Origin of the sequence: Sphingomonas sp. GC_Shp_3 (genome assembly GCF_026540945.1) — a bacterium.
Lineage (GTDB): Bacteria > Pseudomonadota > Alphaproteobacteria > Sphingomonadales > Sphingomonadaceae > Sphingomonas.
On the sequence record NZ_JALNUT010000012.1, the window covers coordinates 47,398 to 72,838 of the forward strand.

A 25,441-nucleotide genomic window follows, 5' to 3' on the forward strand; every position below is an offset into this window, starting at 1 on the left:
TGGCCGGGGAGGTTTGAAGCAAATCCGCATCATCTGGCTAGTCGTCGCCAAGCGCGAATCGCTAAACGAACGATAGCGGCGGCTCGAAAGCCGCCGTGCTGTACGAACTGAATGTCATCGTTAGCTATACACAGCGGCTATCCACGCGACCGGCTGCCGCGATTACCGCTGCAAGCCTACTTGCTGCGTTCGACCTGCTCGAACTCAAGCTCGACCGGAGTTGCGCGACCGAAGATCGACACCGACACCTTGACGCGGCTGCGATCGAAATCGAGTTCCTCGACCAGGCCGTTGAAGCTTGCGAACGGACCGTCCAGTACCTTGACCGAGTCGCCGATCTCGAAATCGACCTTGACCTTCGCCTTCGGGGCGGCAGCGGCTTCCTCCTTGGAGTTGAGCATGCGCGCAGCCTCGCTCTCGCTGATCGCCTGCGGCTTGCCCATCGAACCGAGGAAGCCGGTCACCTTCGGCGTGTTCTTGACGAGATGGTACACGTCGTCGTTCATGTTGAGCTTGGCTAGCACGTAGCCCGGCATGAATTTGCGCTCGACCGCGATCTTTTTGCCGCGCCGCGCCTCGGTGACGGTTTCGGTCGGCACCTCGATCTGTTCGACAAGCTGTTCGAGACCCATGCGGGTCGCTTCGGCCATGATCGAATCGCGAACCTTGCCCTCGAAACCCGAGTAGGCGTGGATGATGTACCAGCGTGCCATGTGTCGTCCCGTAATCAGTTCGCGAGGGTGAGCAGATATTTGACGATCAGTTCGAAGATCGTGTCGATGCCGAAGAAGAACACTGCCAGCAGAGTCGTCATGATCATCACCATAACGCCAGTCATGATCGTCTCGCGCCGGGTCGGCCACACCACCTTGGCGGTTTCGGCGCGTACCTGCTTGTAGAATTCGATCGGGGTCGTTTTGGCCACTGTCTGCACTCGCCTTGGTTAGCGCCGGAGCCGGGGACATGGGCCCGCCGTCCGGCCCCGCCAAGGGGCCGAAGACGTATGTTCCCGATTTCGGAATGGGAAAGCGTTACTGCCGGCGATCCGCAAAATCAAGCGCGGCGATAAGAAGTGGCAGGGGAGGTCGGACTCGAACCGACGGCCTTCGGTTTTGGAGACCGACGCTCTAACCAACTGAGCTACACCCCTGTGCGGAAGCGGTCTTTAACGCCGGCTTCCGGCAACTTCAAGCGGCAAGATCGTAAGGTTTGATCTCGCCGTTGAGGTAAAGATTACGCGCCTTCGCCCGGCTGAGCTTGCCCGAGGAGGTGCGCGGCAGCGTGCGCGGCGGGATCAACTCGATCACGCAGTTCATGCCCGTCACCGATCGCACTCGCTCGCGGATCTCGTCGCGCAGGCGCACGCGCTCGGCATCGTCGGAGCTGCGGCACTGCACGAGCACGGCGGGCGTCTCCTCGCCACCCGGCGTGGTGATCGCGAAGGCCGCGATGTCGCCCGCCTTGAAGCCGGGCAATTGCTCGACCGCCCACTCGATATCCTGCGGCCAGTGGTTGCGCCCGTTGACGATGATCATGTCCTTGGCGCGACCGACGATGTAGATGTAGCCGTCCGACAGATAGCCCATGTCGCCGGTGTCGAGCCAGCCGTCGATCAGGCACGACTCGGTCGCCTCGGCATCGCGAAAATACCCCACCATCACCGATGGGCCGGAACACCACACCTTGCCGATCGCGCGTTCGGGTAGAGCCGTCCCGTCTTCCTCGCGGATCTCGACCTTCATGTCGCGGACCGGCTTGCCGCAGTTGACGATCGCGCGGTAGCGTTGCGGCCGGTCCTGACCGGCGGGAACGCCGGAAAGCTGCGTCTCTTCAACCAGTTCTACGCGGATGCCCTCGGTCGGTGGCATGATCGACACTGCCAGCGTCGCTTCGGCAAGGCCGTAGCTCGGCAGGAACGCACTTGCCTTGAAACCCGCGTCCGTGAAAGCGTCGACAAACCCCTGCATAACGTCAGGGCGGATCATGTCCGCGCCGTTACCGGCCAGCCGCCAGCGCGACAGGTCGAACCGGTCGCCGGCGCGAGTCTGGCTGGAGATGCGGCGCGCGCAGATATCGTAGCCGAACGTCGGCGAATAGCTGATCGATGTGCCAGGGTTGCGGGAAATCATGTCGAGCCAGGCGAGCGGCCGGCGGGCGAAATCCTCGGTCTTGAGGTAATCGCACGAAACCTGATTGGCGATCGGCGACAGGAAACAGCCGACCAGCCCCATGTCGTGGTACCAGGGCAGCCACGATATGCAGCGATCCTGCGCCTCCAGTCGCATCCCGTGGCTATGCGCGGCGAGATTGTTAAGCAAAGCCTGGTGCGTGATGACGACACCATGCGGGAAGCGAGTCGAGCCGCTGGAATATTGCAAGTAGGCGATGTCGTCGGTCGCGGCGGTCGGAAGCGTGACGTCAGGCGCGGGATGCTGCGCAAAGGTGGTCCAGTCAACGCCGTCAATGCCGACCAAGCGAGCGGCTTCACCCGCCATCTGGGCAAGTTCGGGCGGGTAGACGAGAAGCTTCGGGTCACAACTCGAAAGCTGAACCCGCAATTGTTCGATGTATGATTCGCGGCCGCCGAAAGACGTCGGCAAGGGCAGCGGCACCGGCCATGCGCCCGCGTAAACCACGCCGAAAAACAGTGCGGCAAACTCCGGCCCGGTTTCGGCGACAAGCGCGATACGGTCTTGCGGTGCTATACCAGAGGCGATCAGACGACGCGCGGTCGCCAGAGCGTCGCGGCGCAGGTCTGCAAAGGGGTACGGCTGGAGCAGATTGCCGCGCGCATCATGGAAGTTCAGTCCGCGGGTTCCGGCTGCCGCATAGTCGAGCGCCTCGCCCAGCGTCTCGAAATCAGCCAGGCGCCGCGGGAGCGCGTCATCGGTGGGGGTGGCGTCGAAGGCCGGCCGTTCCAGCGCTTTTCCCGAGCCCGCAATGTTCGTCGTCATTATCGTCTGCGCCCTTGCTTGCGGAAGTTAGCCATCTCCGCCGCGATCTAAGCGTGCACCCCTGCTTTCGCCAAGCGTTCAAAATCGGTTTCGACTGTGGCACAATGATGGCGCAATGTTCCATACCGACCCCAAGGGCCGCCGTCAGGCGCCGCCGCTCGACAGCGCTGCCCTCGAACGGCTTGCGTTGCGGTATGTGGAACGCTTCGCGACCACGCGCGCGCGTCTGGCCGACTACCTCACGCGGAAGATCCGCGAACGGGGTTGGCAAGGCGACGCGGCCGATCCGCGTGGACTCGCCCAACGCATGGCGGAGCTTGGCTATATCGACGACCGTGCATTCGGCGAGGCGCGCGCTGGCGCAATGTTACGCCGGGGGCTTGGCCGTCGCCGCGTCTCGGGTGCACTGCGCGCGGCTGGCGTTGGTGAGGAGGATGCCGCCGCGATCGCACCGGCGGTCGCGGCGGGCGAACAGGCAGCGGCATTGGCTTTCGCACGACGCCGCCGCATCGGCCCGTTCGGAAACGCCATTCCGGACCGAGAAACCCGTCAAAAGCAGATTGCCGCGATGATCCGCGCCGGTCACGATATAGACCTCGCGAGGAAAATCGTTGATTCGACGCCTGACCAAGAGGTTGAAGCGCTAGACTGACCTTTTTCATCGTGAGCGCACGTGCTAATCTCCTCATGGGGGATCGTTGGGCATGCGTAATGAAATGATTACCGCTGCGGGCGACAGCGGCTGGAGCGACATGGATGAAGCGTTGACACCAGGCGAGCAACAAGGCCAGCCGTACAGCGGCGTCGTGAAATGGTTCGACGTGACGCGTGGCTTTGGCTTTCTCGTCGCGGACGATCCCGCCGCCGGTGATATCCTGATCCATTTCTCGGTTCTGCGTCTGCACGGGCGGCGTAGCCTGCCTGAGGGCGCGCGGATCGATTGCCTTGCCGTGCCGCGCGATCGCGGTTTGCAGGCGAGTGAGATTCTGACAATCGATCTCAGCAGCGCCATTGAACCGCCTGCGCGCGTTCGTGAGCGCGGTGATCGGGTAGACCCGACTGCGCTTATCGAGACCGCCGGTACGTTCGAGCCGGTGCAGGTCAAATGGTTCAATCGTCTGAAAGGCTATGGTTTCCTGGTGCGTGCGAGCGATGGTAGCGACGTGTTCATCCATATGGAGACGCTGCGTCGCGCAGGGCTCGACGAGGTCGAGCCGGAACAGCCGCTGACGGCTAGGATCGTCGATGGCGGTAAGGGGCCGCTCGCCGTCGTCGTCGCGATGGCCGTCTGACCACCGTCGTGGGGCGCGGAATGGTCGTGACGCACGATGATCGCGGTTGATGACGGCCGCAGCACAGGCTAAGCGGCGGTTATGGGACTGAACCTCAATCCGTTTACGTGGTGGAACGGCGCCACTCTCGGCACCATTATCGGGCTGCGCGGCAAGGCGCGGGTCGGCGATGATGCGCTCGGCAACGTATATTACGAAGGTGGTAAGGATACCGCCGGCAATCCACGCCGTTGGGTAATCTACGAGGGCTCGAACGACGCGAGCCGGATCGCGCCAGAATGGTTCAGTTGGTTGCACCATCAGGTCGACGACATACCTAGCCGGGCCATGCCTGCGCCGCGCCCGTGGCAGAAAGATCCCCTGCCGAACATGACCGGCACCGCGCTGGCGTACCGACCGCCCGGAGCGCTGGAGAAGGGCGGTCATCGTGCCCCCGCGACCGGCGACTATGAAGCCTGGACGCCCGACGCGTGATGACGCGGCTGCTGGGCGGGGCGGCGCTCTGCGCGCTGCTCGCCTGCGGCGGGTGCGGCAAGAGCGAGCAGGCGGGGCCGGCGCCTGCCGAAACCTCGGCTCCGCGTACGGCGCTGGAAGAGGAAAGCGGCTCGTCTGATATCGTGACCGTCGATGTCGATCACGCAACCGATCCGTCGCTTGGCGCGACACCGATGGCGCAGCGCGTGGCGGTTCTCGGCGTGCTCAACAAGCGCAATGGAGCAACGCGCGAAGTAACGCTGAAACCGGGGCAGTCGGCGCGGATCGGTGATGCTGTGATCCGCTTGCGTGCCTGTGAGCAGACTGCTCCCTGGGAGCCTGATCATTACACCGGCGCATTCGTGCAGCTTGACGTGCGGCAATACGATCAGAAGTGGCATCGCGTGTTTTCAGGTTGGCTCTATAAAGAGCGGCCATCTCTGAATGTGGTGCCGAACGCGATCTATGATGTTTGGCCCAAAAGTTGTGCGATGACCTTCCCGGCGGGCGGCCCGGATACTGTAGCCATCGGTAACGAAGCCGCCACGGTGCGCTCCAGCGCAAAAAAGTCGGCAGGCCCTGATGGGGATAATGCACCAGCGACGCCGACGGACCCCTCAAGCGCAGACGACAGTAACGCAAGGTAGGCTGCGCGCGATACCTCGACCGCGCCGAGCGAGGCGAGGTGGTCGGTCATGAACTGGCAGTCGAGGAGCGAAAAGCCACCGACCCGAAGCCGCGCCACCAACCAGGCGATCGCGACCTTGGACGCATCGCGCGCGCGACTGACCATGCTCTCACCAAAGAACGCGCGGCCGAGCGCAAGCCCGTAGAGGCCGCCCACCAGTTTCGTATCGTCCCAGATCTCGACGGAGTGGGCGAAGCCCATCGCGTGCAATTCGCAGAACACCCGTTCGATTTGACCGTTGATCCACGTATCGGGCCGATTGGATACGCTTTGCGCGCACAGTTCGATCATTTGGGGGAAGGCGGTGTCCGCGGTGACTCGGAAACGATCTGCCGTGATCGTCTTCTTCAGCGAACGTGAAAGGTGAAATCCGTCTAGCGGCAAGATTGCGCGCCGGCGCGGCTCTACCCAATAGACGCTGTCGGCATCCCGAGCGTCGGCCATCGGGAACACGCCGACCGAATAGGCACCAAGCACGAGCTGCGGGTCTAGCTGCGTCTTGCTGGCGGCAGTCTCGCTGCGCGGTGTTCTCACGGTATCGACCTCATGCGGCGAGACGGCGCTCGATCGCCTGCCAGAGTTGCGCGAACGCCTTGCTGCTTGCAGATCTTGCGGCAAATGCACCGACCGCTTCGCGCCGGGTCGCCATGGTCTCGATCACACTCGTCATCGGGATCACCGGCCAGTCGGGATGCGCGGCCAGTGCTGCTGCATGCAGCTTTCGACGGCGATCGACCATCGAATGGACCGGCAGCACGTTTGATTTACCAGCAAGGTGTTTCATCACATCCGCAAACGCCCGCTCGGACAGTGGCGAGGGGATAACTGGTACGATGATAAGATCAGCGGCGCGCATCACTTGATCGCTCGTTTCAGTCAGGCCGGGCGGACAATCCAGCAGGATGCGGTCATACCGTTTGCGCAGTCCGGCCAATAGCTTCTGCAGACGCTTCTTGCGGTCAAGTTCGTGGAAGAGCACGTCAAGGCGGCGCAGCGAGGTGTCGGCGCCGATGATGTCGAGCCGCGGCACTGCCGTTCGACGCACGAGGTCGATTGCCTCGGCATCTTTAAGGAAAACCGAGTGCGCCGTTTCGCGCACGCTGGCAGCCGTTGGCGGCGCGAGCATGAAGGTGCTGGCGCCCTGTGCGTCCAAATCCCACAGCAAAGTGCGCCGGGACGATAGCGTCGCGGCGCACCAAGCGAGGTTTACGGCAAGCGTGGTCTTCCCCACGCCGCCTTTGAGGCTGTAGACCGCAATTGTCGACACGAACCAACCTCCCGCAGCGGGAACGCTATATCGCGGCGCGCAGATTGGCTAGGCGGACATTGCCGCCCGCGCGCTTCAGGCCTTGCAAGCCTGAGCGGGCTTGTTTGGCTCAGTCAGGGTAATTCCATCGGGACCGCCGGTCATTTCGTAACCGGAACCCTTGTATGGATCGCCTGCCTTGTCGGCGGTCAGGGTCGTCACGCTGCCTTCCTTGGCGGGCTTGATGAGCACTTGCTTGTCGCCCTGGAAGAAGTCGACGATGTGGACGCTCTGGTCCTTGCAGCGGAAGGTGACTTCCTTGGTCATCATCGGTGGTAGTTCGACCGGGCCACGCTTGGCGAGTTCAGCCGCGTTTGGATCGGGCGCGGTCGTGCTGACGACGGTCGGTTTGTTGTCGCACGCGGCGAGCGAGACCAAGGCAAGGGCGGCGACGGGGAGGAGCAGCTTTTTCATGGTGCAACTGCTTCGCCCATGCCAAAGATCGCGTCAACCACCTTGTGTGCGCAACAAAATGTTTTTGCCGTGGCGCGGTATGAGGCGGCCTTAGTGATCGGGAATTTTTGTACGAACAGCAATGTGCAGTAACAATTGGTCCCAACCGTGGCGGCTCTGCAGCCTCCGCCGCGACTCAAAACGAAGACATTTTCGGCCGGCTTATCGAAGATACGATGCCAATGCCTGCCATGCGGATCTTTTTGCCTCGAAGCCGATCGTGTGCATCGGGCTGCTCGAGGGCAGGCAGTGCACCGCATACTGTTCGGCCTGAGTGCGGATCTGCCGCATCCCGTGCGTGAAGGACGCCCCACCGTTGAAGCCGATCGCGCGAAGATCGGGCAACGTGGCGAGCAGCGCTGCGACATCGTTGACGCAGATGTCGCGGAGCGCCGCATCGGTGCTGCCTTTCCGCCTCGCGCGCGCTACCACGTCCCACAGCGCTACGCGCCTGGCGAGCAACCGGGCAATACGGGCGTCATAGCCAAGAGCTACCAGATCCTCGTCCAGCACCGCCGACATCAAGCGCCAGAACTGGTTCTGAGGATGTGCATAATAGCGCGCGGCGGCGAGCGAGCGTTCGCCTGGCAAGCTCCCAAGTACCAACACCCGCGCGTCGCAGGCGACAACAGGCGCGAGGGCGTGTTTGAACGTCAGATCGGGTTGCGGCATCTCGGCGCTCGGTTCGTGCGGCATCGTCCCTCCTCTGGCAAAGCCCTATATCGTTGCGGCAAGATTTGCATGCATTGCAGCCGGCCAGCGCATCGCTATCTGAGAACCATGCACACAACGTCCAACACGCTCGCCCTGATTGGCAACACGCCGCTTGTCTTGTTGAAGGGGCCAAGCGCTGCGGCGGGAGCGGAAATCTACGGCAAGTGCGAGTTTGCCAACCCTGGTGCGTCCGTCAAGGACCGTGCTGCGCTCGCAATCGTCGAGGATGCGGAGGCGCGTGGCGTGATCGCGCCGGGCGGCACGTTCGTTGAGGGTACGGCGGGCAACACCGGCATAGGAATCGCTCTGGTCGCCAGTGCGAAGGGTTACAAGACGATCATCGTCATGCCCGAGACGCAGAGCCGCGAGAAAATGGACACTTTGCGTGCGCTGGGCGCGGAGCTCGTGCTGGTCCCGGCGGCGCCATATTCCAATCCCGGACATTTCGTACACACCTCGCGCCGGATCGCCGAGGAGACGCCGAACGCCGTCTGGGCCAACCAGTTCGACAACGTCGCCAACCGCCGCGCGCACATCACCGGCACAGCTGAGGAGATCTGGGCGCAGATGGAGGGTCGGGTCGACGGGTTCACCTGCGCCGCCGGTACCGGTGGTACGATCGCCGGCGTCGGTATGGGGCTGAAGGCGAAGGACGAGCGGATATCCATCGCGCTAAGCGATCCGCACGGTGCATCGCTGTACGAATACTATGCCCACGGCGAATTGCGGTCGGAAGGGTCTTCTGTCGCCGAGGGGATCGGGCAGGGGCGGATCACCGGCAATCTGGAGGGCGCGCCGATCGACACGCAGTTCCGCATTTCTGATGACGAAGGCCTTGAGTGGGTGCGTCGCCTGCTCTCCGAAGAAGGGCTGTGCCTTGGCTTGTCCTCGGGGATCAACGTGGCCGGTGCGGTTCGGCTCGCGCGCCAATTGGGGCCGGGCAGCCGCGTGGCGACGATCTTGTGCGATACTGGCTTCAGGTATCTGTCAACCCTCTACAATAAAGCGTGGCTGGAGCAGAAGGGCTTGCCGGTTTTTCCGTGGCTTGCGACGAGTTGAGGCTAGGCATCGACAATCGGATAATCTTACGTTACATTTCTGCCACACTATGAAAATGATCGCACCGGAACCGGGCCATGCAGGCCACCGCGCGAAGGTCGGGATGATCGGGCTTGCGGCCGTCCTTCTGTTGATCGGCCTTGCCGCCGCCGTCTTCGCCACAGCGACGAAAGACCGGCCGCTGGTTGTCGCCAGTGGTGCGCGTACGCAGGTGGAGCACCGCATATCGGATAACACCACCGCGCCCAGCGATCAGGCTACCAACGAACCCCTCGCCGAGTTGGGTGTCGCGCCGAGCGCAGCGACATCCGAATCGCCCGCCAGCGACAATGCGTCCGAGGCGGCTGCGAAGTAGCGAAGCTGCTGCGCGAGGCGCGTTGTGGCGTGTTTTATCGCCAGGGAAAATACGGGAAATCACACCGCAACGGCGCCGCGTCTGTTTGACGCCCGGGCGGCGATGCTTGTCATACAAGAACGTTCGTAGAACGAGGTGACGTGTTGCGGAAAAAATTCGTGGCGAAGTCCGCTGCATAGGCGTTCTCCCGCGAAATCCCCGGAATTCCCCTTGAATCCCGGCTTAGCCATATGTTAACCCGTTCCTCGACAGGGGCAGCATTAATTCGCCTGCGCGATCCTCACCGAAGCGGCTGACGACAGCCGCTTTCCGGGCCGGGATCGGCTTGCCTGTCGCTTTGTGGAGCGTAGCAAGTGGGGGACCGGCTGGAGTATCAGGGGAAAGGACTTGGCCTTGTCGATGACAAGGGTCGTGTCGCTATTCCCTCGTCGCTCCGCAGCACGCTCGCCAAGAACGCGCCACGTGACGATGGCAAGGATGGCGGCACCGTCATCATCGCCCCGCACCCGACCTATCGCTGCCTAATCGCCTATGATCCCGGCTTCGTTGCTCAACTGAAGCGGGAGTGCGAATCGCGCGACGACGCGCATGTCGCGGCGACCGGAGGATCGGATTACAACATCCTCGCTCGCGCAGGAGCCGCCGAGGCGATGCCGTTCGACGGCAGTGGCCGCTTCATCATGCCCGCGTTCGAGCGCAAATACGCCCGTATCGACGAGGTCGCGTTCTTCCACGGCACCTTCAAGTGGATCACGATCTGGTCGCCGCGTATCATGCTCGAAACCGACGGCATCGATCCGTTCCTGAAGGAAGCGGTCGAATTTCAGTGCGCAGAGAAGGGCATCGTGCTGTGAGCCCCGATTTTGCTGATGCTCCACACATCCCGGTGCTGCTCGATGAAGTGCTTGCGAGTCTTGCGATCCAGCCTGGTTCGTCTCAGGTCGACGGCACGTTCGGGGCGGGCGGCTACACGCGCGCGATGCTTGGGCAGGGTGCGCGCGTGTTCGCGTTCGATCGCGATCCAGACGCGATCGCTGACGGGCAGGCGCTGGTTGCCGCGTCGGATGGCAAGCTGACGTTGATCGCCGCGACCTTCTCCGCGCTGGAGGCTGAACTGGCCGCTCGCGATGCGCTGCCGGTCGATGGGGTTGTAATGGATATCGGCGTCAGCTCGATGATGCTCGACCGTCCGGAACGCGGCTTCAGCTTTCAGCAGGACGGCCCGTTGGACATGCGGATGAGCCAGGCGGGCGAGACTGCGGCGGAGTTCCTCAACACCGCCGACGAGGCGGTGATCGCCGACGTGCTGTACGAATATGGCGATGAGCCACGCTCGCGTCGGGTCGCTCGCGCCATCGTCTCCGCAAGACCCCTTACGCGCACCACCGAACTGGCCAACGTGGTTAAGAAGGCATTAGGACATAAACCGCATGATAAGAAGGACCCGTCGACACGGACCTTCCAGGCAGTTCGGATTCACATCAACCGGGAGCTTGGTGAACTGGCCGACGGGCTTGTTGCGGCGGAGCGTGCGCTTCGTCCGGGAGGCATATTGGCGGTGGTGACATTTCACAGCCTGGAAGACCGGTTGGTCAAACGGTTCTTCCGCGAACGCAGCGGCGGCCTGCCGGGTGGATCGCGGCATTTGCCGCAAGTTACGGCGAAGGCCGAACCGAGTTTTGAGAATGTCGCCCGCGCCGTGCGCGCTGGTGAGGCCGAGATCGCGCGCAATCCGCGTGCGCGCTCGGCGACGTTACGGGTCGCGCAGCGGACGGCGGCTGCGGCTTGGGTTCATGAAGGGGCGTTGTAATGCTTGGGTATGCGTGGAAGACCATGGGCTGGTTTCTGGCGGGCGTCGCGGTGGCGCTCGGCTTCCTGCTTGTGCCGCTTCAGGTCGCGGCCGAGCGTAAGAAGCTCGACCACACCGTGGCCGACATCGCCCAGGCGCGTCGCGATATCCGCGCGCTGGAAACCGAGTTCGAGACCCGCGCCAATCTCGCCCAGCTTGACCAGTGGAACAACGACACGCTGCGTCTGGTCGCGCCGGGCGCCGGCCAGTTCGTCGCGGATGAGGCGGCACTCGCCTCGATCGACGTGCATCAGCAGGGCGGGGCCGATATTCAGACCGCGTCATTCGTGCCGGCGCCGCCGATGAGCGAGACGCTTGCCGAGGCAGCGCAGGTCCAAGTTGCGACGGTCGCCCCCGAACCGCACGCGCAACCCGCCGTGGCGGTGAAGACCAAGGCCGCGCCGACGCTCGCCACTGCCGTCGCCAAGGTGAAGGATATCGATGTGAAGCGTGTGAAGGTACAAGCGGTGGCGATGCTCGATCGTAAGTTGCTGAGCGACTCCACGGTCGGCGATCTCCTGTCGAGTGCACGCCGCGAGGCACGTTCCGGACGATGAGCACGTTTCTCGCCCGCCCGCTTTCGCAACGTCGCGTCAGCGGCCAGCGTCATGCGCTGGTCGCCGTCGCGCATGTGCGACTGATGATCCTGATGCTGTGCCTCGGCGCCGGCTTTCTGGTCGTGGTAGGCAAGATTGCGTTGCTTGGTCTGCTGTCGTCGCCGGCGAATGCCCAAGGCGGGACGGTCAATCCAGTGGTGCGCAGCGACATCCTGGATCGCAACGGCGAGCCGCTTGCCCGCACGATCGACGCCTGGACGATTGGAGTGCGCCCGCACGATATCCTTGGCGACAAGCGTGCGCTGGCGGAGGCGCTGGTCAAGATCATGCCCGGGCATGATGAGGAATGGTTCTATTCCAAGCTGTCGATGAAGGCGAACTTCACCTATCTGGAGAAGCACGCCTCCCCGGCGCTGGTCAACGCAATCCACGACCTTGGCGAGCCGGGTATCGTCTTTGCTCAGGAGCCGGAGCGGCTGTATCCGCAGTCGACGCTCGCCGCGCACGCCCTGGGATACATCGGGCCGAGCGCCAAGGATCCCAACATCGCCGGTCGTGCCGGCATTGAACGCGCGTTCGACGAGCGGCTGAGCAGCCCAGCCGAGCGCGGCGAGCCGATCACGCTGTCGATAGACGCGCGCGTGCAAGCGGCGATGGAGAGCGAACTCGGCCGCGCGATGGTGACGTTCAAGGCGCGCAATGCGACCGGTATCGTGCTCGACGTAAATACCGGCGAGGTGATCTCGATGGCGTCGCTGCCGGTTTACAATCCGAACAAGATCGGCGGTACGCCGGGCGACGCGCTGCGCAACAACGTGACGCAGAGCGTGTACGAACTGGGCTCGACCTTCAAGCCGATTACCATGGCGAACGCGATCCAGAGTGGCACCGTCACCTCGATGATGCGTCGCTTCGATGCGACCGCGCCGCTGAAGGTCGGCAGCTTTACCATCCATGACGAACGCGGTGATCCGAAGCGCTGGCTCAACATCCCCGAGACGCTGATCTATTCGTCCAACGTCGCCACCGCGCGGATCGCGGACGAACTCGGCGAGGATCGTGAGAAGGCAATGTTCCGCGCGATGGGCTTCGACACCAAGCCGGTGATCGAGCTGAAGGAGAAAGCGCGCCCGCTGTGGCCGAGGTACTGGTCGCGCACCGCGACGATGACGACCGCCTACGGGCACGGCATCGCGGTTACGCCGCTGCAACTCGCCAACGCCTATGCCGTCCTGGTCAACGGTGGCATCTGGCGCCCGACGACGCTGCTGAAGGTCGCGCCGGGCCATGCGGCGGAAGGGCGGCGCGTGCTGTCTGAATCGACCAGCGCGCGGATGCGGCAGTTGCTGCGGCTCGTCTGTCTGTACGGCACCGGACGAAAGGGCGATGCGCCCGGCTACCGCGTCGGCGGCAAGACCGGCACCGCGGAGGCGGCGGCGAACGGTGGCTACGATCACTCCCGCAACGTTGCGACCTTCGTTGCAGCCTTCCCGATGGATGCGCCACGGTATGTCGTGTTGGCCATGCTCGATTCGCCGCAAGGCACCAAGGAAACCGCCGGCTGGAAAACGGCGGCATGGAACGCCGCGCCGGTCGTGGGTCGCGTCATTGCGCGGACCGGCGCGCTGCTGGGCGTGATGCCGGACGCTAAGCGAGAGATCGACCTTGCCGACCTGCGGCCGGCGCTTACGCTGGTCGCGGGCGCTACGCCGCCGACGGGTGGAGAAGAACAGTGAAGCTTTCGGTGCTGGTCCCCGGCGCTGTTGATGTGCCGGTTACCGGTTTCGCGATCGACCACCGCAAGGTTGCTCCCGGTACGGTGTTCGGCGCGTTTGCGGGCGGCCGCTTCAATGGTGAGGATTATATCGCAGCGGCGGTGGCGGGTGGCGCGATCGCCATTGTAGCACGTCCCGAAGCGGTGGTGGAAGGCGCCATCCATATCGCCGACGCAGCACCTCGACGGTGCTTCGCGCGACTGGCGGCCCGCTTCTTCGCTCCGTTTCCGGCGTGCGCGGTGGCGGTTACGGGCACCAATGGCAAAACCTCGACGGTCGAGATGGTGCGGCAGGTGTGGCGCATGGCGGGCCACTCCGCCGCGTCCATCGGCACGCTGGGCGTCACCACCGGCGACGACCGCGTGTCGACCGGGTTGACGACGCCCGACGTGGTGACCTTCCTGTCGAACGTCGCCGGGCTCGCGCGCGAAGGTGTGACGCATCTGGCGTTCGAGGCGTCTAGCCACGGGCTCGATCAGTATCGGACGGAGGGTGTCCCGCTGACGGCAGCGGCCTTCACCAACCTCAGCCGAGATCATCTCGACTATCACGGCACGATGGAGGAGTATTTTGCCGCCAAGCTGCGGCTGTTCGCCGATGTACTGCCGGAAGACGGCACGGCAGTGGTCTGGGCGGACGATGCGGTGGCGGGTGAGGTCGTTGCTGCGGCGAAGGCGCGAGGCATCAACATCATTTCGGTCGGCACCAGGGGCGAGACGCTACGGCTGGTCGCGCGTGAACCGAGTCTGCTCGGCCAGACGCTGACGGTCGAGGCAGACGGGCGTACGCACAAGGTCGTGCTGCCGCTGATCGGTGCGTATCAGGCCGCCAACGCGTTGGTGTCGGCCGGACTGGTCATGGCGACCGGCGGGGAGATGACGGCGACCCTGGCCGCACTGTCGCGACTTCAGCCGGTGCGCGGGCGGCTTGAACGGGCGGTGATCACGCGAAGTGGTGCGCCGGTGTATGTCGATTACGCGCATACGCCCGACGCTCTCGAAGCGGCGATCGCGGCGTTGCGTCCGCACGTCGTCGGGCGACTGATCGTCGTGTTTGGGGCGGGCGGGGACCGCGATACCGGCAAGCGCGTCGAGATGGGCCGCGTTGCGGCCACCAAGGCCGATTACGTCATCGTCACCGACGACAATCCGCGCAGCGAAGACCCCGCAGGCATCCGCGCGATGGTGCTGGCCGGCGCGCCGGATGCGGTCGAGATCGGCATGCGTCGTGACGCGATCGGCGCCGCAATCGCCGCGGCAGGACCGCAAGACATCGTGCTGATCGCTGGCAAGGGGCATGAGCAGGGGCAGATCGTCGGCGAATTCGTCCTGCCTTTTGACGACGTGAGCGTCGCGCGAGAAATGGCGGCGTGACGGGGCGTGATCGGCTGTTGGGGGTTGCCGGCGACCCCTGTACCTCCATCCCGAAAAACGCGGACACGCCGGCTGCACCGCGCTACGAGCGTTTCTGCCATCACACCCCGAACTCTGCGGGGAAGCACTTCATCGTCGGACCATCTGCATGAGCCTTTGGACATCTTCGGACATCGCGGCGGCGACCGGCGGCAGCGCCTCCGCGGACTTTGCCGTTTCGGGCATCGCATTCGATTCCCGTGAGGTTGGTCAGCGCGACCTGTTCGTCGCCTTGAAGGGAGAGGCGACCGACGGGCACCGCTTCCTCGATCAATGCTTCGCACAAGGCGCAGCGGGTGCGCTGGTCAGCGTCGCGACAGACTACCCGCACATCCTTGTCGAGGACACCGCCACCGCACTGGATGCGCTTGCCCGCGCGTCCCGCGCGCGAACGCAGGCGAAGATCATCGGCGTCACCGGCTCGGTCGGCAAGACCGGCACCAAGGAGGCATTGTTCGCCGCGCTGGAACGGGGTGCGCGTGGGCAGGCGCATCGTTCGGTCAAGAGCTATAACAATCACACAGGCGTTCCGCTCAGCCTCGCGCGGATGCCTGCGGACACCCGCTTCGGCGTGTTCGAAATGGGCATGAACCATGCCGGCGAACTCGCCGCACTGACCCGCATCGTCCGGCCCCATATCGCCCTGGTGACGACGATCGCGCCGGCACACACCGCGTTCTTCTCGGGCGAAGAAGCGATCGCCGACGCGAAGGGCGAGATCTTCCAGGGGCTGGAGCCGGGTGGCACCGCTATCGTGCCGTTCGACAGTCCGCATCGCGATCGGTTGATCGCCGCCGCCACCCCCTATGCCGGGCAAGTCGTTACCTTTGGTTCGGGGGTGGGCGCCGACGTGCGTGCGATCGAGGCGATGCCGGTGTCGTCAGGCGGCACTTTCGTAACGGCGCGGCTCGACGATCGGGAGGTCAGCTACACGATCAGTCAAGCCGGCGCGCACTGGGTGTCGAACACGCTGGCGGTGTTGGCCGCCGTGCGCGCGGCCGGTGGCGATCTCGCGCTTGCCGGCCTTGCCTTGGCCGAACTCGAAGGTCTCGCCGGGCGAGGCGCGCGCTTTACGGTACGGCGCGGCGGCGGCGAGGCGCTGGTGATCGACGAAAGCTACAATGCCAATCCGGCGTCGATGCGCGCAACGCTTGCGGTGCTCGGGCAAGAGAAAACCGCGCGTAAGCTGGTGGTTCTTGGCGAAATGCGGGAGCTTGGCGATGACAGCGACGCGTACCACGCCGCGCTGGCCGAGCCGCTCCGCGCGGCGGGCGTCGAAGCGGGCATTCTGGTCGGTAAATCCATGGCGCCGCTCGCGAACGTGCTTGAGGGGCAGGGCGATTTCGTCCATGTGGCCGACGCCGCAGCGGCACGAGAGCGGCTGCGGGCGCTGCTCGCGGCAGGCGACGCGGTTCTCATCAAGGGCTCGAACGGCGTGGGGTTGTCGGCGGTGGTCGCGGCCTTGCGCAGCGGGATTGGGTAAATGTTCTACTTCATCGCCGAGCTGTTCCATTTCCACGGCCTGTTCAACCTGGTCCGCTACCAGAGTTTCAGGACGGGTGCGGCGGTGGCGACAGCGCTGTTCCTTGGTTTGCTGATTGGCCCGCGCTTCATCGGGTGGTTGCGCGTGCGGCAGGGCAAGGGCCAGCCGATCCGCGCTGATGGTCCGCAGACGCATCTCGCCAAGCGCGGCACGCCGACGATGGGCGGGCTGATGATCCTGACCAGTCTGACGCTGTCGGTGCTGTTGTGGATGGACCTGACCAACCCGTTCGTATGGGCGTGTACGTTCGTGACATTGGGGTTCGCCGCGATCGGCTTCCTCGATGATTACGACAAGGTGCGCAAAGCGAGTACCGCTGGCGTATCCGGACGCGTGCGATTGTTGGGTGAATTCGTAATCGCCATTATCGCCAGCGCGATGATCGTGCACCAGAACGGCACACATCTGTATTTGCCGTTCGTCACCGGCATTTCGATCGATCTTGGCTACTTCTACATTCTGTTCGCGGCGTTCACGATCGTGGCGTTCGGCAATGCGGTGAACCTGACCGATGGGCTTGATGGACTTGCGACCATGCCGGTGATCATCGCCGCCGTCAGCTTCATGCTGATCGTGTATCTTGCCGGTAACTTCAAGTTCGCGACGTATCTCGGCATCCCGCATGTGCCGGGCGCTGGTGAACTCGCGATTTTCTGTGGCGGAATCGTCGGCGCGGGACTTGCCTTCCTGTGGTTCAACGCGCCGCCAGCCGCCGTCTTCATGGGCGATACCGGCAGCTTGGCGCTTGGCGGCGCGTTAGGCGCGATTGCGGTGACTGCGCATCACGAGATCGTGCTCGGCATCATTGGCGGGCTGTTCGTGGTGGAGGCGCTGTCTGTCATCATCCAGGTTGCCGTCTACAAGCGCACGGGCAAGCGCGTGTTCCGCATGGCGCCGATTCACCACCATTTCGAGCAACTTGGCTGGGCCGAGGCGACCGTCGTGATCCGTTTCTGGATCATCGCGCTGGTGCTGGCGCTGGCCGGCCTTTCGACGTTGAAATTGCGGTGATTTTCAGCCCCGCCTGGCGCGGCAGACGCTACGCTGTGCTGGGACTTGCCCGTTCCGGCGTCGCGAGCGTGCGCGCGTTGCTCCCCGGTGGCGCGGACGTGGTGGCGTGGGATGCGGACGCTACTAGGCGAGCGGCGTTAGCAGGTGCCGGGGTGACATTTGCCGATCCGGAAACGATCGACCTGAACGGGTTCGATGCGCTGGTCGTGTCGCCGGGGGTGCCGCTAAACCGGCATCCGGTCGCAGCGCAGGCGCGTGCGGCAGACGTGCCGATCATCGGCGATATCGAGCTTTTCGCGCAGGCTAGAGCCTCGTTGCCGGCGGCTAAAGTGGTCGGTGTCACCGGAACGAATGGCAAATCGACCACGACCGCACTCGTTCATCACATCTTGCGATCCGCCGGCATCCCGAGCCTGATGGGTGGCAACATCGGTCTGCCGATTTTGGCGCAGGAACCGCTGCCGGAGGGGGGCGTGTATGTGCTCGAACTCTCGAGCTATCAGATCGACCTGACCGAGAAACTCGATTGCGAGGTCGCGGTGCTGCTCAACATCACGCCGGACCACCTCGATCGGTATAATAATTTCGCGGGCTATGCTGCGTCCAAGGCGCGGCTGTTTACGATGCAAACCGAGGGTCACGTCGCCGTGATTGGCATCGGCGATACGGCTTCGGCCGAGATCGCGCGCAGCCTGCCGCCGGAGCGGGTCACCAAGATCGCCGCTGCCGGTCTCGACCAGTCGCGCTGGCCAGCGCTGCAGGGCCCGCACAACGCACAGAACGCGCTCGCCGCGATCGCCACATGCGAGGTGCTCGGCGTCTCGGCCGAGGCGATCGAGGCGGGGTTGGCCAGCTTCACCGGCCTGCCGCACCGCATGGAGCGGGTCGGCGAGCGGAGCGGTGTGGTGTTCGTCAACGATAGCAAAGCGACCAATCCGGAGAGCGTTGCCCCGGCGCTCGCCGCGTTCGATCGCGTCCACTGGATCGTCGGCGGCAAAGCCAAGGGCGGCGACCTCGAAGCGTGTCGCCCGCAATTCGGCCATGTCGTTCGCGCCTATACGATCGGCGATGCCACCGCGGCGTTCGCCGGCTTGCTCCGCGCCGATATGCCGGTCGAGGAGGCGCACACGCTCGCCGCCGCCGTCGCCAGCGCCGCGCGTCAGGCGCGGCCGGGCGATACCGTGCTGCTGTCTCCGGCCTGCGCCTCGTTCGACCAGTTCCGTGATTTCGAGCAGCGTGGCGACACGTTCCGTTCGCTCGTGGAGGCGCTGGCATGAGCGCGAAGCGTCCATCCATGTGGAAGCGCATGCAGGGCAGCGGCGGCCGCTCCGACCGGTCGTGGTTGGGCATGTGGTTCTGGGATATCGACCGGGTGCTGCTGCTGCTGGTGCTGCTGCTGATCGGCGTCGGGGTGATCGCGGTCGGTTCGGCGTCGCCGTCGGCGGCGCAGCGCTATTCGGACGAGCGGCACCATATTCAGCCGCTCTATTACCTATGGTGGCAGATCGCCTGGGTCAGCGTGTCGATTCCCGTGATGCTGCTCATCTCGATGCTGCCGGTATCGGTGGCGCGTCGGCTCGCCTTGTTTGGCGCGGTGCTGTTCGTGGTGGCGCTGGCGGCGGTACCGTTTATCGGCGTGTCCAAGAACGGTGCGACGCGCTGGCTCAACCTCGGCATCTCGCTGCTCCAGCCGTCGGAGTTCCTGAAGCCCTTCTTTATCGTCACGGTGGCGTGGATCCTGTCGATGAGGGCGCAGGACGATGCGTTGCCGGTGGTGTTCATCACCGGGGCGATGACGGCGCTGGTCGGCGCGCTGCTGATGATGCAGCCCGATTTCGGCCAGACGATCGTGTTCGTAAGCGTGTGGTTCGCGCTGCTGATGATTTCCGGCACATCGACCAAGGTGATCCTCGGGCTGATCGCGCTCGCCCCCGCCGGCCTGGTGTCGGCCTATTTCTTCTATTCGACCGCGCAGAAACGTATCAACGCCTTCCTGTTCCCGGACGTGGAGGGCGAGGGCGCGTCGGACCATTTCCAGACCAACGCCGCGCGCGCGACCATCACCCACGGCGGGTGGCGTGGCACCGGGCCTGCCGGCGGCACCATGAAGTTCCGTCTGCCCGAGGGGCATACCGATTACATCTTTTCGGTGATCGGCGAGGAGTTCGGGCTGATCGCGTGCATGATCATCGCGCTGATCTTCTTCGCGATCGTGGTACGCGTGTTTGTAAAACTGCTCGACGAGGTCGACGAGTTTCGCCTGTTCGCCGCCGCCGGCCTCGCGACCCAGTTCGGGGTGCAGGCGCTGATCTCGATGGCGGTCAATACCGGGCTCGCCCCGTCGAAGGGGATGACGTTGCCGTTCATCAGCTATGGCGGATCGTCGCTGGTGGCGCTGTCGGCGGGAATGGGCTTGCTGCTGGCGTTCACGCGGCGCAATCCGTTCGTGTTGCGATCCCCCTATATCGCCAAATGGAGCGGCGTATGAGCAAACCCCGTCACTTCGTCCTCGCTGCGGGCGGTACGGGCGGCCACATGGTCCCCGCCGCCGCGCTCGCGGCAGAACTGATCCGGCGCGGCCATTACGTCGCGCTGGTCAGCGACGAGCGTGGCGTGCGCTTTCCCGATCTGTTCGAGGGCATCCAGACGCATATCCTGCCGGCCGGGCGGCTGGGCGGTGGTCCGCTCGGCTACGTACGCGCGGCGCGTGAGATGTGGCGCGGCCGCGCGATGGCGGTGGAACTCTACAAGACCTTTCGCCCTGCGGCGGTGATCGGCTTTGGCGGTTACCCCGCGTTGCCCGCGCTGCTGGCGGCCTTCAACCAGAAGATCCCGACTGCGATCCACGAACAGAATGCGGTGCTGGGTCGCGTCAACCGGCTGGTGGCGGGCAAGGTCAATGCGATCGCCACATCCTACGCCAAGGTCGAGCGGCTCAAGCCGGCGCTGAACGACAAGACCCGTCTGGTCGGCAATCCGGTACGCGACTCGGTCATCGCGATCCGCGCCAAACCATATCCCCTATTGGAGGAAGACGGCATCTTCCGTGTGCTGGTGACCGGCGGCAGCCAGGGCGCGAGCGTGCTGAGCAAGGTGGTGCCGGATGGGTTGTCGATGTTGCCGGTCGCGTTCCGCCGTCGCTTGCAGGTGACGCATCAAGCGCGGGTCGAGGATATCGAGGCGTGTCGCGCCAAGTACAAGGAACTCGATATCGCCGCCGACCTTGCCACGTACCTTCCCGATCTGCCCGAGCATCTGGCGTGGTCGCATCTGGTGATCGCGCGCGCCGGCGCCTCGACGCTGTCCGAACTGACCTGCGCCGGCCGCCCCGCCATCCTCGTCCCGCTGCCGAGCGCGACCGACGACCATCAGACCGTCAACGCACGCGAGATGACTATGGCGGGTGGTGCGCGCACGATCGACCAGCGCAGCTTCACCGCGCCGGAACTCGCCAAGCAGATGCAGCGGCTCGGTCTCGATCCCGAAGCGCTCCAGAATGCGGCGACGCGTGCGCGCGGCTGTGGCCGGCCCGATGCGGCGCGTGATCTCGCCGATCTGGTCGAGAGCCTGGGCGAAACGAAGGGGGAGTTGCCGATCGGCGTGCCGCTGCCCGTCAAATTCCGGAACAAGGCAGCTATGGCATGAGGGGTGTCGCAACCGACATCGGCACGATCCACTTCGTCGGCATCGGCGGCATCGGCATGTCCGGCATCGCCGAGGTGATGAAGAACCTCGGGTATAACGTGCAGGGTTCGGACGTGGCCGAAGGCTATGTGGTGGAGGGCTTGCGCGCGAAAGGCATTCCGGTCGCGATCGGCCACAAGGCGGAGAACCTAGGCGACGCGGCGGTGATCGTCACCTCCACCGCGATCAAGCGCGGTAACCCCGAGGTCGAAGCGGCGCTCGCCAACCGCGTGCCGGTGGTGCGCCGGGCGGAAATGCTCGCCGAGCTGATGCGGCTGAAATCCACCGTCGCGGTGGCGGGCACCCACGGCAAGACCACCACCACCTCGATGGTGGCGGCGTTGCTTGATGCCGGTGGCGTCGATCCGACCGTCATCAACGGCGGCATCATCAACAGTTACGGCTCGAACGCGCGACTGGGCGCGAGCGACTGGATGGTGGTGGAGGCGGACGAGAGCGACGGCAGTTTCCTGCGGCTCGACGGCACTATTGCGGTGGTGACCAACATCGACCCCGAGCATCTCGATCACTACGGTTCGTTCGACAAGGTCAAGGATGCGTTCGTCGAGTTCGTCGAGAACGTGCCCTTCTACGGCGCGGCGCTGCTGTGCCTCGATCACCCTGAGGTGCAGGGCATCCTGCCGCGCGTGCGGGATCGGCGCGTCGTCACCTATGGTTTCTCGACGCAGGCGGATGTGCGCGGCGTCAACGTACAGCCGATCCCGGGCGGCAATCGCTTCGAGACGATCGTACGTCAGCGTGACGGGACCACCCGTTCGATCGAGGGGATCGAACTGCCGATGCCGGGTCGGCACAACGTGCAGAACGCGCTCGCCGCGATCGGCGTGGCGCTGGAACTCGGCATCGACGATGCGACCATCCAGCAAGGTTTCGCCAAGTTCCACGGCGTGAAGCGACGCTTCACCAAGGTCGGCGAAACCGGCGGCGTGACGGTGATCGACGACTACGGTCATCACCCGGTTGAGATCCGCGCGGTGCTCGCCGCCGCGCGCGAAGGCGTGGAGAACCGCGTGATCGCGGTGGTGCAGCCGCATCGCTTCTCGCGGCTCGGCAATCTGATGGAGGAGTTCCAGGGCGCATTCAACGATGCCGACATGGTGTATGTCGCGCCGGTGTATGCGGCCGGCGAGGCCCCGGTCGAAGGTGTCGATGCCCAGGCCTTGGTCGAGGGGCTGCAGCGCCGCGGCCACCGCTCCGCCGCGACGGTCGCTGATGCCGATGCGCTGGCGACGACGCTCGCCGGCGTGGTGCAGCCTGGCGACATGGTGGTGTGCTTGGGGGCCGGGGATATTACGAAGTGGGCGGCGGGACTCGCACCTGCTATCGAAGCGTTAAGATGACGAATGATCTGTTCACCCATTCGCTGAAGCTCCAGAAGGAGATGCTCGACGCACAGCGTGCGTCGGCGGCCGATCTGCGTGCGACGGTCGGCGATGCCAGCCGCGAGATCGCCGACGCGAACCTGGCGGCGATGACGGCGTGGGTGCGGGTCTGGAACGTTTGGCTGTGATCCGCGCGGCGCTCGCCTTGCCCGAGGTGCGCGGCCGATTGACGGAGCGCGCGCCACTGGCACCGCTGGTGTGGTTCAAAACGGGTGGAGCGGCGGACTGGCTGTTCGAACCGGCCGATGCGGATGACCTTTGCGTGTTCCTCGCCGGTCTCGACCCGGCCGTGCCGGTGATGGCGCTTGGACTGGGCTCCAACCTGATCGTACGCGATGGCGGCTTCCCCGGTGTGGTGGTGCGGCTCGGCAAGGTGTTCGCCGGCGTCGAGCCGATCGACGCTACGACGCTACGCTGCGGTGGCGGCGCATCTGGTATCCTCGTCTCGTCGAAAGCCCGCGATGCAGGCATCGGCGGCATCGAGTTCCTGCGCTCGATCCCCGGCACGGTCGGCGGGTTCGTGCGGATGAACGGCGGCGCGTACGGTCGTGAGGTGAAGGACATTCTGGTCGATTGCGAGGTGGTGTTACGCTCGGGCGAGCGCGTCACGCTGTCGCTCGATGATCTCGGCTATACCTACCGGCACAGCGACTTGCCCGAAGGTGCGATCGTGGTGAGCGCGACGTTCCGCGGCCGCCCGGAGCAGACGGCGGTGATCCAGGGCGAGATGCTGCGCATCGCCGCCGCGCGTGAGGCATCGCAGCCGCTGCGCTCCAAGACGGGTGGCTCGACCTTCAAGAATCCGGCTGGTCACAAGGCGTGGGAGCTGGTCGATGCGGCTGGGTGTCGCGGGCTGACCCGTGGTGACGCGCAGGTCAGCGAGAAACACTGCAACTTTCTGCTGAACCTCGGTGATGCGACGAGTGGCGATATCGAAGCCTTGGGGGATGACGTGATCGAGCGGGTGAAGGCACATTCGGGCGTGACGCTGGAGTGGGAAATCCAGCGCATAGGGTCCGCGAAGTGAGTGCGCCGCTTCACATCGCCGTCTTGATGGGCGGCTGGTCGTCCGAGCGCGAAGTGTCGTTGATGAGCGGCAAGGGTGTGGCCGACGCGCTCGAATCGCGTGGCCACCGGGTGACGCGGATCGACATGGGGCATGACGTTGCCGGTCGGCTGGCTGCCGCCAAGCCCGACATCGTGTTCAACGCGCTGCACGGCACCCCCGGTGAAGACGGATCGGTGCAGGGCATGCTCGATCTGATGCGGCTGAGATACACGCACAGCGGCCTTGCCACTTCGGTGATCGCGATCGACAAGCAACTGACCAAATTGCTGCTGGTGCCCGCCGGTATTCCGATGCCGGGCGGTCGCATCGTCAAGTCGGAGACGCTGTACGAGGGCGATCCGCTACCGCGCCCGTACGTACTCAAACCGGTCAACGAGGGGTCGTCGGTTGGGGTGGCGATCGTCACCGCCGAGGGCAATTACGGCAGCCCGATCGGTCGCGACGTGGCGGGGCCGTGGAGCGAGTTCGACGAGTTGCTGGCCGAGCCCTACATTCGGGGGCGCGAGCTCACGACAGCGGTATTGGGCGGCCAGGCGCTTGGTGTGACCGAGTTGAAGCCCAGGAACGGCTGGTACGATTTCGATGCGAAATACACTGATGGCCTGACCGAGCATGTTTGTCCCGCGCAGATCCCCGATGACATCGCCGAGGCGTGCAAGCGTATCGCGCTCGACGCGCACCGTGTGCTGGGCTGCAAGGGCGCGTCGCGATCGGATTTCCGCTGGGATGACGAGCGCGGCATCGACGGGCTGTTCCTGCTCGAGGTGAACACCCAGCCTGGTATGACGCCGCTCAGCCTCGTGCCGGAACAGGCGCGGCACCTCGGCATGAGCTATGCCGATCTGGTGCAGGCGATCGTGGATGAGGCACTAGCCGAGCCATGACCAGCAAGACGATCAAGCGCGGCACGCCCCGCCGCCCGGTCCAGCAGAAGCGTCGCAAGGCGGCAAAGACATCGGTCATCGATCGCGCCATCGCCGCGCTACCGTTCAGCGAAGCGACGCTGACGAAGATCGCGACGTGGACGATCGTCGGCGCGGTCTGTGCGGGCGTGCTCGCGATCGGTGTGTGGATGGGCATCCCGGGTGCGATCGGCACGGCGGTGGGCGAGGGCGTCGGCGAGGCGGGTTTCCGCGTGAACAACGTGCAGATCACCGGCCTGTCGCGGATGGATCAGAACACCATCTACAAGATCGCGCTCGATCAGCCGTCCCTCGCGATGCCGCTGGTCGACCTCGAGCAAACGCGCGAGCGGCTGGTCGCGCACAGCGGTTGGATTGAAGACGCGCACGTATCGCGGCGGCTGCCCGACACGCTCCTCGTGCAGATCGTCGAGCGCACCCCAGCGGCGGTGTGGCAGAACAACGGCCAGCTTGCGCTGATCGCGGCGAACGGCACCTTTCTGGAGCCGGTATCGGCGGATGCGATGCCGGATCTGCCGCTGGTCGTCGGGGATCATGCCAATGAGCAGCAGGAATCCTATGATCGTCTGCTTGCCGCCGCGCCGGCGCTGCGCCCACAGGTCAAGGCAGCGACGTGGGTCGGCAACCGGCGCTGGAACCTCACCTTTGATAGTGGCGAGACGCTGGAACTGCCGGAGGGCGACGATATGGCTTCGCGTGCGCTGGTGAAGTTCGCGCAGATGGACGGTGTGCAGCCGCTGCTCGGCAAGGGCTGGGTCGGGTTCGACATGCGCGATCCGTCGCGGTTGGTCGCGCGCAAACCGGGCGACATCGCCGGCGGGACCGTGCCCACGCCCGCGATCGCGCAGCCCGCCAAACTGAAGCCGGCGAACACGCAGGCACAACAATCCGCGCGCCTGGCGGCGCAAGGCTAGAGACGG

General features: G+C 64.7%; 27 protein-coding genes, 1 tRNA gene and 1 pseudogene. 21 read left to right on the forward strand and 8 right to left on the reverse strand.

Translation table 11 applies throughout. The features are described 5' to 3' along the window. Positions 1-176 precede the first annotated feature (176 nt). The 4 genes from nusG to OXR00_RS17320 form a co-directional block, all read right to left on the reverse strand. Positions 177-713, reverse strand: coding sequence for a transcription termination/antitermination protein NusG (gene nusG / locus OXR00_RS17305; protein WP_242150868.1), 537 nt, complete (start codon positions 711-713; stop codon positions 177-179). Positions 714-727: 14 nt separating this feature from the next. Further along, the gene (secE, locus tag OXR00_RS17310; RefSeq protein ID WP_242150872.1) at positions 728-925 is read right to left on the reverse strand and encodes a preprotein translocase subunit SecE; all 198 of its coding nucleotides are present in this window, start codon (positions 923-925) and stop codon (positions 728-730) included. A gap of 148 nt (positions 926-1,073) precedes the next feature. Then, positions 1,074-1,150: transfer RNA gene (locus tag OXR00_RS17315), tRNA-Trp, on the reverse strand. Positions 1,151-1,187: 37 nt separating this feature from the next. Next, a complete protein-coding gene (locus tag OXR00_RS17320; RefSeq protein WP_267389487.1) occupies positions 1,188-2,954 on the reverse strand; it encodes a fatty acyl-AMP ligase in 1,767 nt (588 codons plus the stop codon). A gap of 115 nt (positions 2,955-3,069) precedes the next feature. Here OXR00_RS17320 and OXR00_RS17325 point away from each other — a divergent pair, with 115 nt between their 5' ends. The 4 genes and pseudogenes from OXR00_RS17325 to OXR00_RS17340 form a co-directional block, all read left to right on the forward strand. Continuing rightward, complete coding sequence (locus tag OXR00_RS17325) at positions 3,070-3,606, forward strand: RecX family transcriptional regulator (RefSeq protein WP_267389488.1); 537 nt, start codon at positions 3,070-3,072, stop codon at positions 3,604-3,606. A gap of 100 nt (positions 3,607-3,706) precedes the next feature. Then, a complete protein-coding gene (locus OXR00_RS17330; RefSeq protein ID WP_267389531.1) occupies positions 3,707-4,246 on the forward strand; it encodes a cold shock domain-containing protein in 540 nt (179 codons plus the stop codon). Between the two features lie 81 nt (positions 4,247-4,327). After that, complete coding sequence (locus OXR00_RS17335; protein WP_267389489.1) at positions 4,328-4,720, forward strand: NADH:ubiquinone oxidoreductase subunit NDUFA12; 393 nt, start codon at positions 4,328-4,330, stop codon at positions 4,718-4,720. 194 nt (positions 4,721-4,914) lie between these two features. After that, positions 4,915-5,148: pseudogene (locus tag OXR00_RS17340) on the forward strand (DUF2155 domain-containing protein); the annotation flags it as partial. Between the two features lie 35 nt (positions 5,149-5,183). Here the strand turns inward: OXR00_RS17340 and aat are convergent. The 4 genes from aat to OXR00_RS17360 form a co-directional block, all read right to left on the reverse strand. Further along, complete coding sequence (gene aat / locus OXR00_RS17345) at positions 5,184-5,852, reverse strand: leucyl/phenylalanyl-tRNA--protein transferase (RefSeq protein ID WP_267389532.1); 669 nt, start codon at positions 5,850-5,852, stop codon at positions 5,184-5,186. Positions 5,853-5,952: 100 nt separating this feature from the next. After that, positions 5,953-6,675: a ParA family protein gene (locus OXR00_RS17350; RefSeq protein WP_267389490.1), complete on the reverse strand. Its 723-nt coding sequence runs from the start codon at positions 6,673-6,675 to the stop codon at positions 5,953-5,955. 75 nt (positions 6,676-6,750) lie between these two features. Next, positions 6,751-7,128 carry a hypothetical protein gene (locus OXR00_RS17355; RefSeq protein ID WP_267389491.1) on the reverse strand — a complete coding sequence of 126 codons (378 nt, stop codon included), beginning with the start codon at positions 7,126-7,128 and terminating at the stop codon, positions 6,751-6,753. A 201-nt stretch (positions 7,129-7,329) separates the two neighbouring features. After that, entirely contained in the window at positions 7,330-7,863 is a 534-nt protein-coding gene (locus OXR00_RS17360; protein ID WP_267389492.1) for a DNA-deoxyinosine glycosylase, read from the reverse strand. Between the two features lie 84 nt (positions 7,864-7,947). On the opposite strand from OXR00_RS17360, the gene OXR00_RS17365 reads away from it, so the two are divergent. The 17 genes from OXR00_RS17365 to OXR00_RS17445 all read left to right on the forward strand — a co-directional run bounded on the left by OXR00_RS17365 (position 7,948) and on the right by OXR00_RS17445 (position 25,435). Beyond that, positions 7,948-8,940 (forward strand): cysteine synthase A, encoded by a 993-nt coding sequence (locus tag OXR00_RS17365; RefSeq protein WP_267389493.1) that lies wholly within the window; start codon positions 7,948-7,950, stop codon positions 8,938-8,940. Between the two features lie 49 nt (positions 8,941-8,989). Next, positions 8,990-9,295, forward strand: coding sequence for a hypothetical protein (locus OXR00_RS17370; protein ID WP_267389494.1), 306 nt, complete (start codon positions 8,990-8,992; stop codon positions 9,293-9,295). A 353-nt stretch (positions 9,296-9,648) separates the two neighbouring features. Continuing rightward, the gene (locus OXR00_RS17375) at positions 9,649-10,149 is read left to right on the forward strand and encodes a division/cell wall cluster transcriptional repressor MraZ (RefSeq protein WP_242150899.1); all 501 of its coding nucleotides are present in this window, start codon (positions 9,649-9,651) and stop codon (positions 10,147-10,149) included. After that, entirely contained in the window at positions 10,146-11,105 is a 960-nt protein-coding gene (gene rsmH / locus OXR00_RS17380; RefSeq protein ID WP_267389495.1) for a 16S rRNA (cytosine(1402)-N(4))-methyltransferase RsmH, read from the forward strand. Before OXR00_RS17375 ends, rsmH begins: the two co-directional genes overlap by 4 nt. Next, the gene (locus OXR00_RS17385) at positions 11,105-11,701 is read left to right on the forward strand and encodes a hypothetical protein (RefSeq protein WP_267389496.1); all 597 of its coding nucleotides are present in this window, start codon (positions 11,105-11,107) and stop codon (positions 11,699-11,701) included. The genes rsmH and OXR00_RS17385 overlap by 1 nt, the downstream gene beginning before the upstream one ends. After that, positions 11,698-13,437, forward strand: coding sequence for a penicillin-binding protein 2 (locus OXR00_RS17390; protein WP_267389497.1), 1,740 nt, complete (start codon positions 11,698-11,700; stop codon positions 13,435-13,437). The genes OXR00_RS17385 and OXR00_RS17390 overlap by 4 nt, the downstream gene beginning before the upstream one ends. Beyond that, on the forward strand, positions 13,434-14,849 hold the full coding sequence (locus OXR00_RS17395; protein ID WP_267389498.1) for a UDP-N-acetylmuramoyl-L-alanyl-D-glutamate--2,6-diaminopimelate ligase: 1,416 nt from the start codon (positions 13,434-13,436) through the stop codon (positions 14,847-14,849). Before OXR00_RS17390 ends, OXR00_RS17395 begins: the two co-directional genes overlap by 4 nt. A gap of 148 nt (positions 14,850-14,997) precedes the next feature. Next, positions 14,998-16,371, forward strand: a complete 1,374-nt coding sequence (gene murF / locus OXR00_RS17400; RefSeq protein WP_267389499.1) for a UDP-N-acetylmuramoyl-tripeptide--D-alanyl-D-alanine ligase — start codon at positions 14,998-15,000, stop codon at positions 16,369-16,371. Next, complete coding sequence (mraY, locus tag OXR00_RS17405; RefSeq protein ID WP_242150915.1) at positions 16,372-17,442, forward strand: phospho-N-acetylmuramoyl-pentapeptide-transferase; 1,071 nt, start codon at positions 16,372-16,374, stop codon at positions 17,440-17,442. Next, the gene (gene murD, locus OXR00_RS17410) at positions 17,439-18,719 is read left to right on the forward strand and encodes a UDP-N-acetylmuramoyl-L-alanine--D-glutamate ligase (RefSeq protein WP_267389500.1); all 1,281 of its coding nucleotides are present in this window, start codon (positions 17,439-17,441) and stop codon (positions 18,717-18,719) included. The genes mraY and murD overlap by 4 nt, the downstream gene beginning before the upstream one ends. After that, the gene (locus OXR00_RS17415) at positions 18,716-19,930 is read left to right on the forward strand and encodes a putative peptidoglycan glycosyltransferase FtsW (protein ID WP_242150922.1); all 1,215 of its coding nucleotides are present in this window, start codon (positions 18,716-18,718) and stop codon (positions 19,928-19,930) included. The genes murD and OXR00_RS17415 overlap by 4 nt, the downstream gene beginning before the upstream one ends. Then, the gene (gene murG / locus OXR00_RS17420; RefSeq protein WP_267389501.1) at positions 19,927-21,087 is read left to right on the forward strand and encodes an undecaprenyldiphospho-muramoylpentapeptide beta-N-acetylglucosaminyltransferase; all 1,161 of its coding nucleotides are present in this window, start codon (positions 19,927-19,929) and stop codon (positions 21,085-21,087) included. The genes OXR00_RS17415 and murG overlap by 4 nt, the downstream gene beginning before the upstream one ends. Beyond that, the gene (murC, locus tag OXR00_RS17425; RefSeq protein WP_267389502.1) at positions 21,084-22,487 is read left to right on the forward strand and encodes a UDP-N-acetylmuramate--L-alanine ligase; all 1,404 of its coding nucleotides are present in this window, start codon (positions 21,084-21,086) and stop codon (positions 22,485-22,487) included. The genes murG and murC overlap by 4 nt, the downstream gene beginning before the upstream one ends. After that, positions 22,484-22,657, forward strand: a complete 174-nt coding sequence (locus OXR00_RS17430; protein WP_267389503.1) for a hypothetical protein — start codon at positions 22,484-22,486, stop codon at positions 22,655-22,657. Before murC ends, OXR00_RS17430 begins: the two co-directional genes overlap by 4 nt. Continuing rightward, entirely contained in the window at positions 22,654-23,556 is a 903-nt protein-coding gene (gene murB, locus OXR00_RS17435) for a UDP-N-acetylmuramate dehydrogenase (RefSeq protein ID WP_267389533.1), read from the forward strand. The genes OXR00_RS17430 and murB overlap by 4 nt, the downstream gene beginning before the upstream one ends. After that, positions 23,553-24,482, forward strand: coding sequence for a D-alanine--D-alanine ligase (locus tag OXR00_RS17440; RefSeq protein WP_267389504.1), 930 nt, complete (start codon positions 23,553-23,555; stop codon positions 24,480-24,482). Before murB ends, OXR00_RS17440 begins: the two co-directional genes overlap by 4 nt. After that, positions 24,479-25,435, forward strand: a complete 957-nt coding sequence (locus OXR00_RS17445) for a cell division protein FtsQ/DivIB (protein WP_267389505.1) — start codon at positions 24,479-24,481, stop codon at positions 25,433-25,435. The genes OXR00_RS17440 and OXR00_RS17445 overlap by 4 nt, the downstream gene beginning before the upstream one ends. Positions 25,436-25,441: the final 6 nt, after the last annotated feature.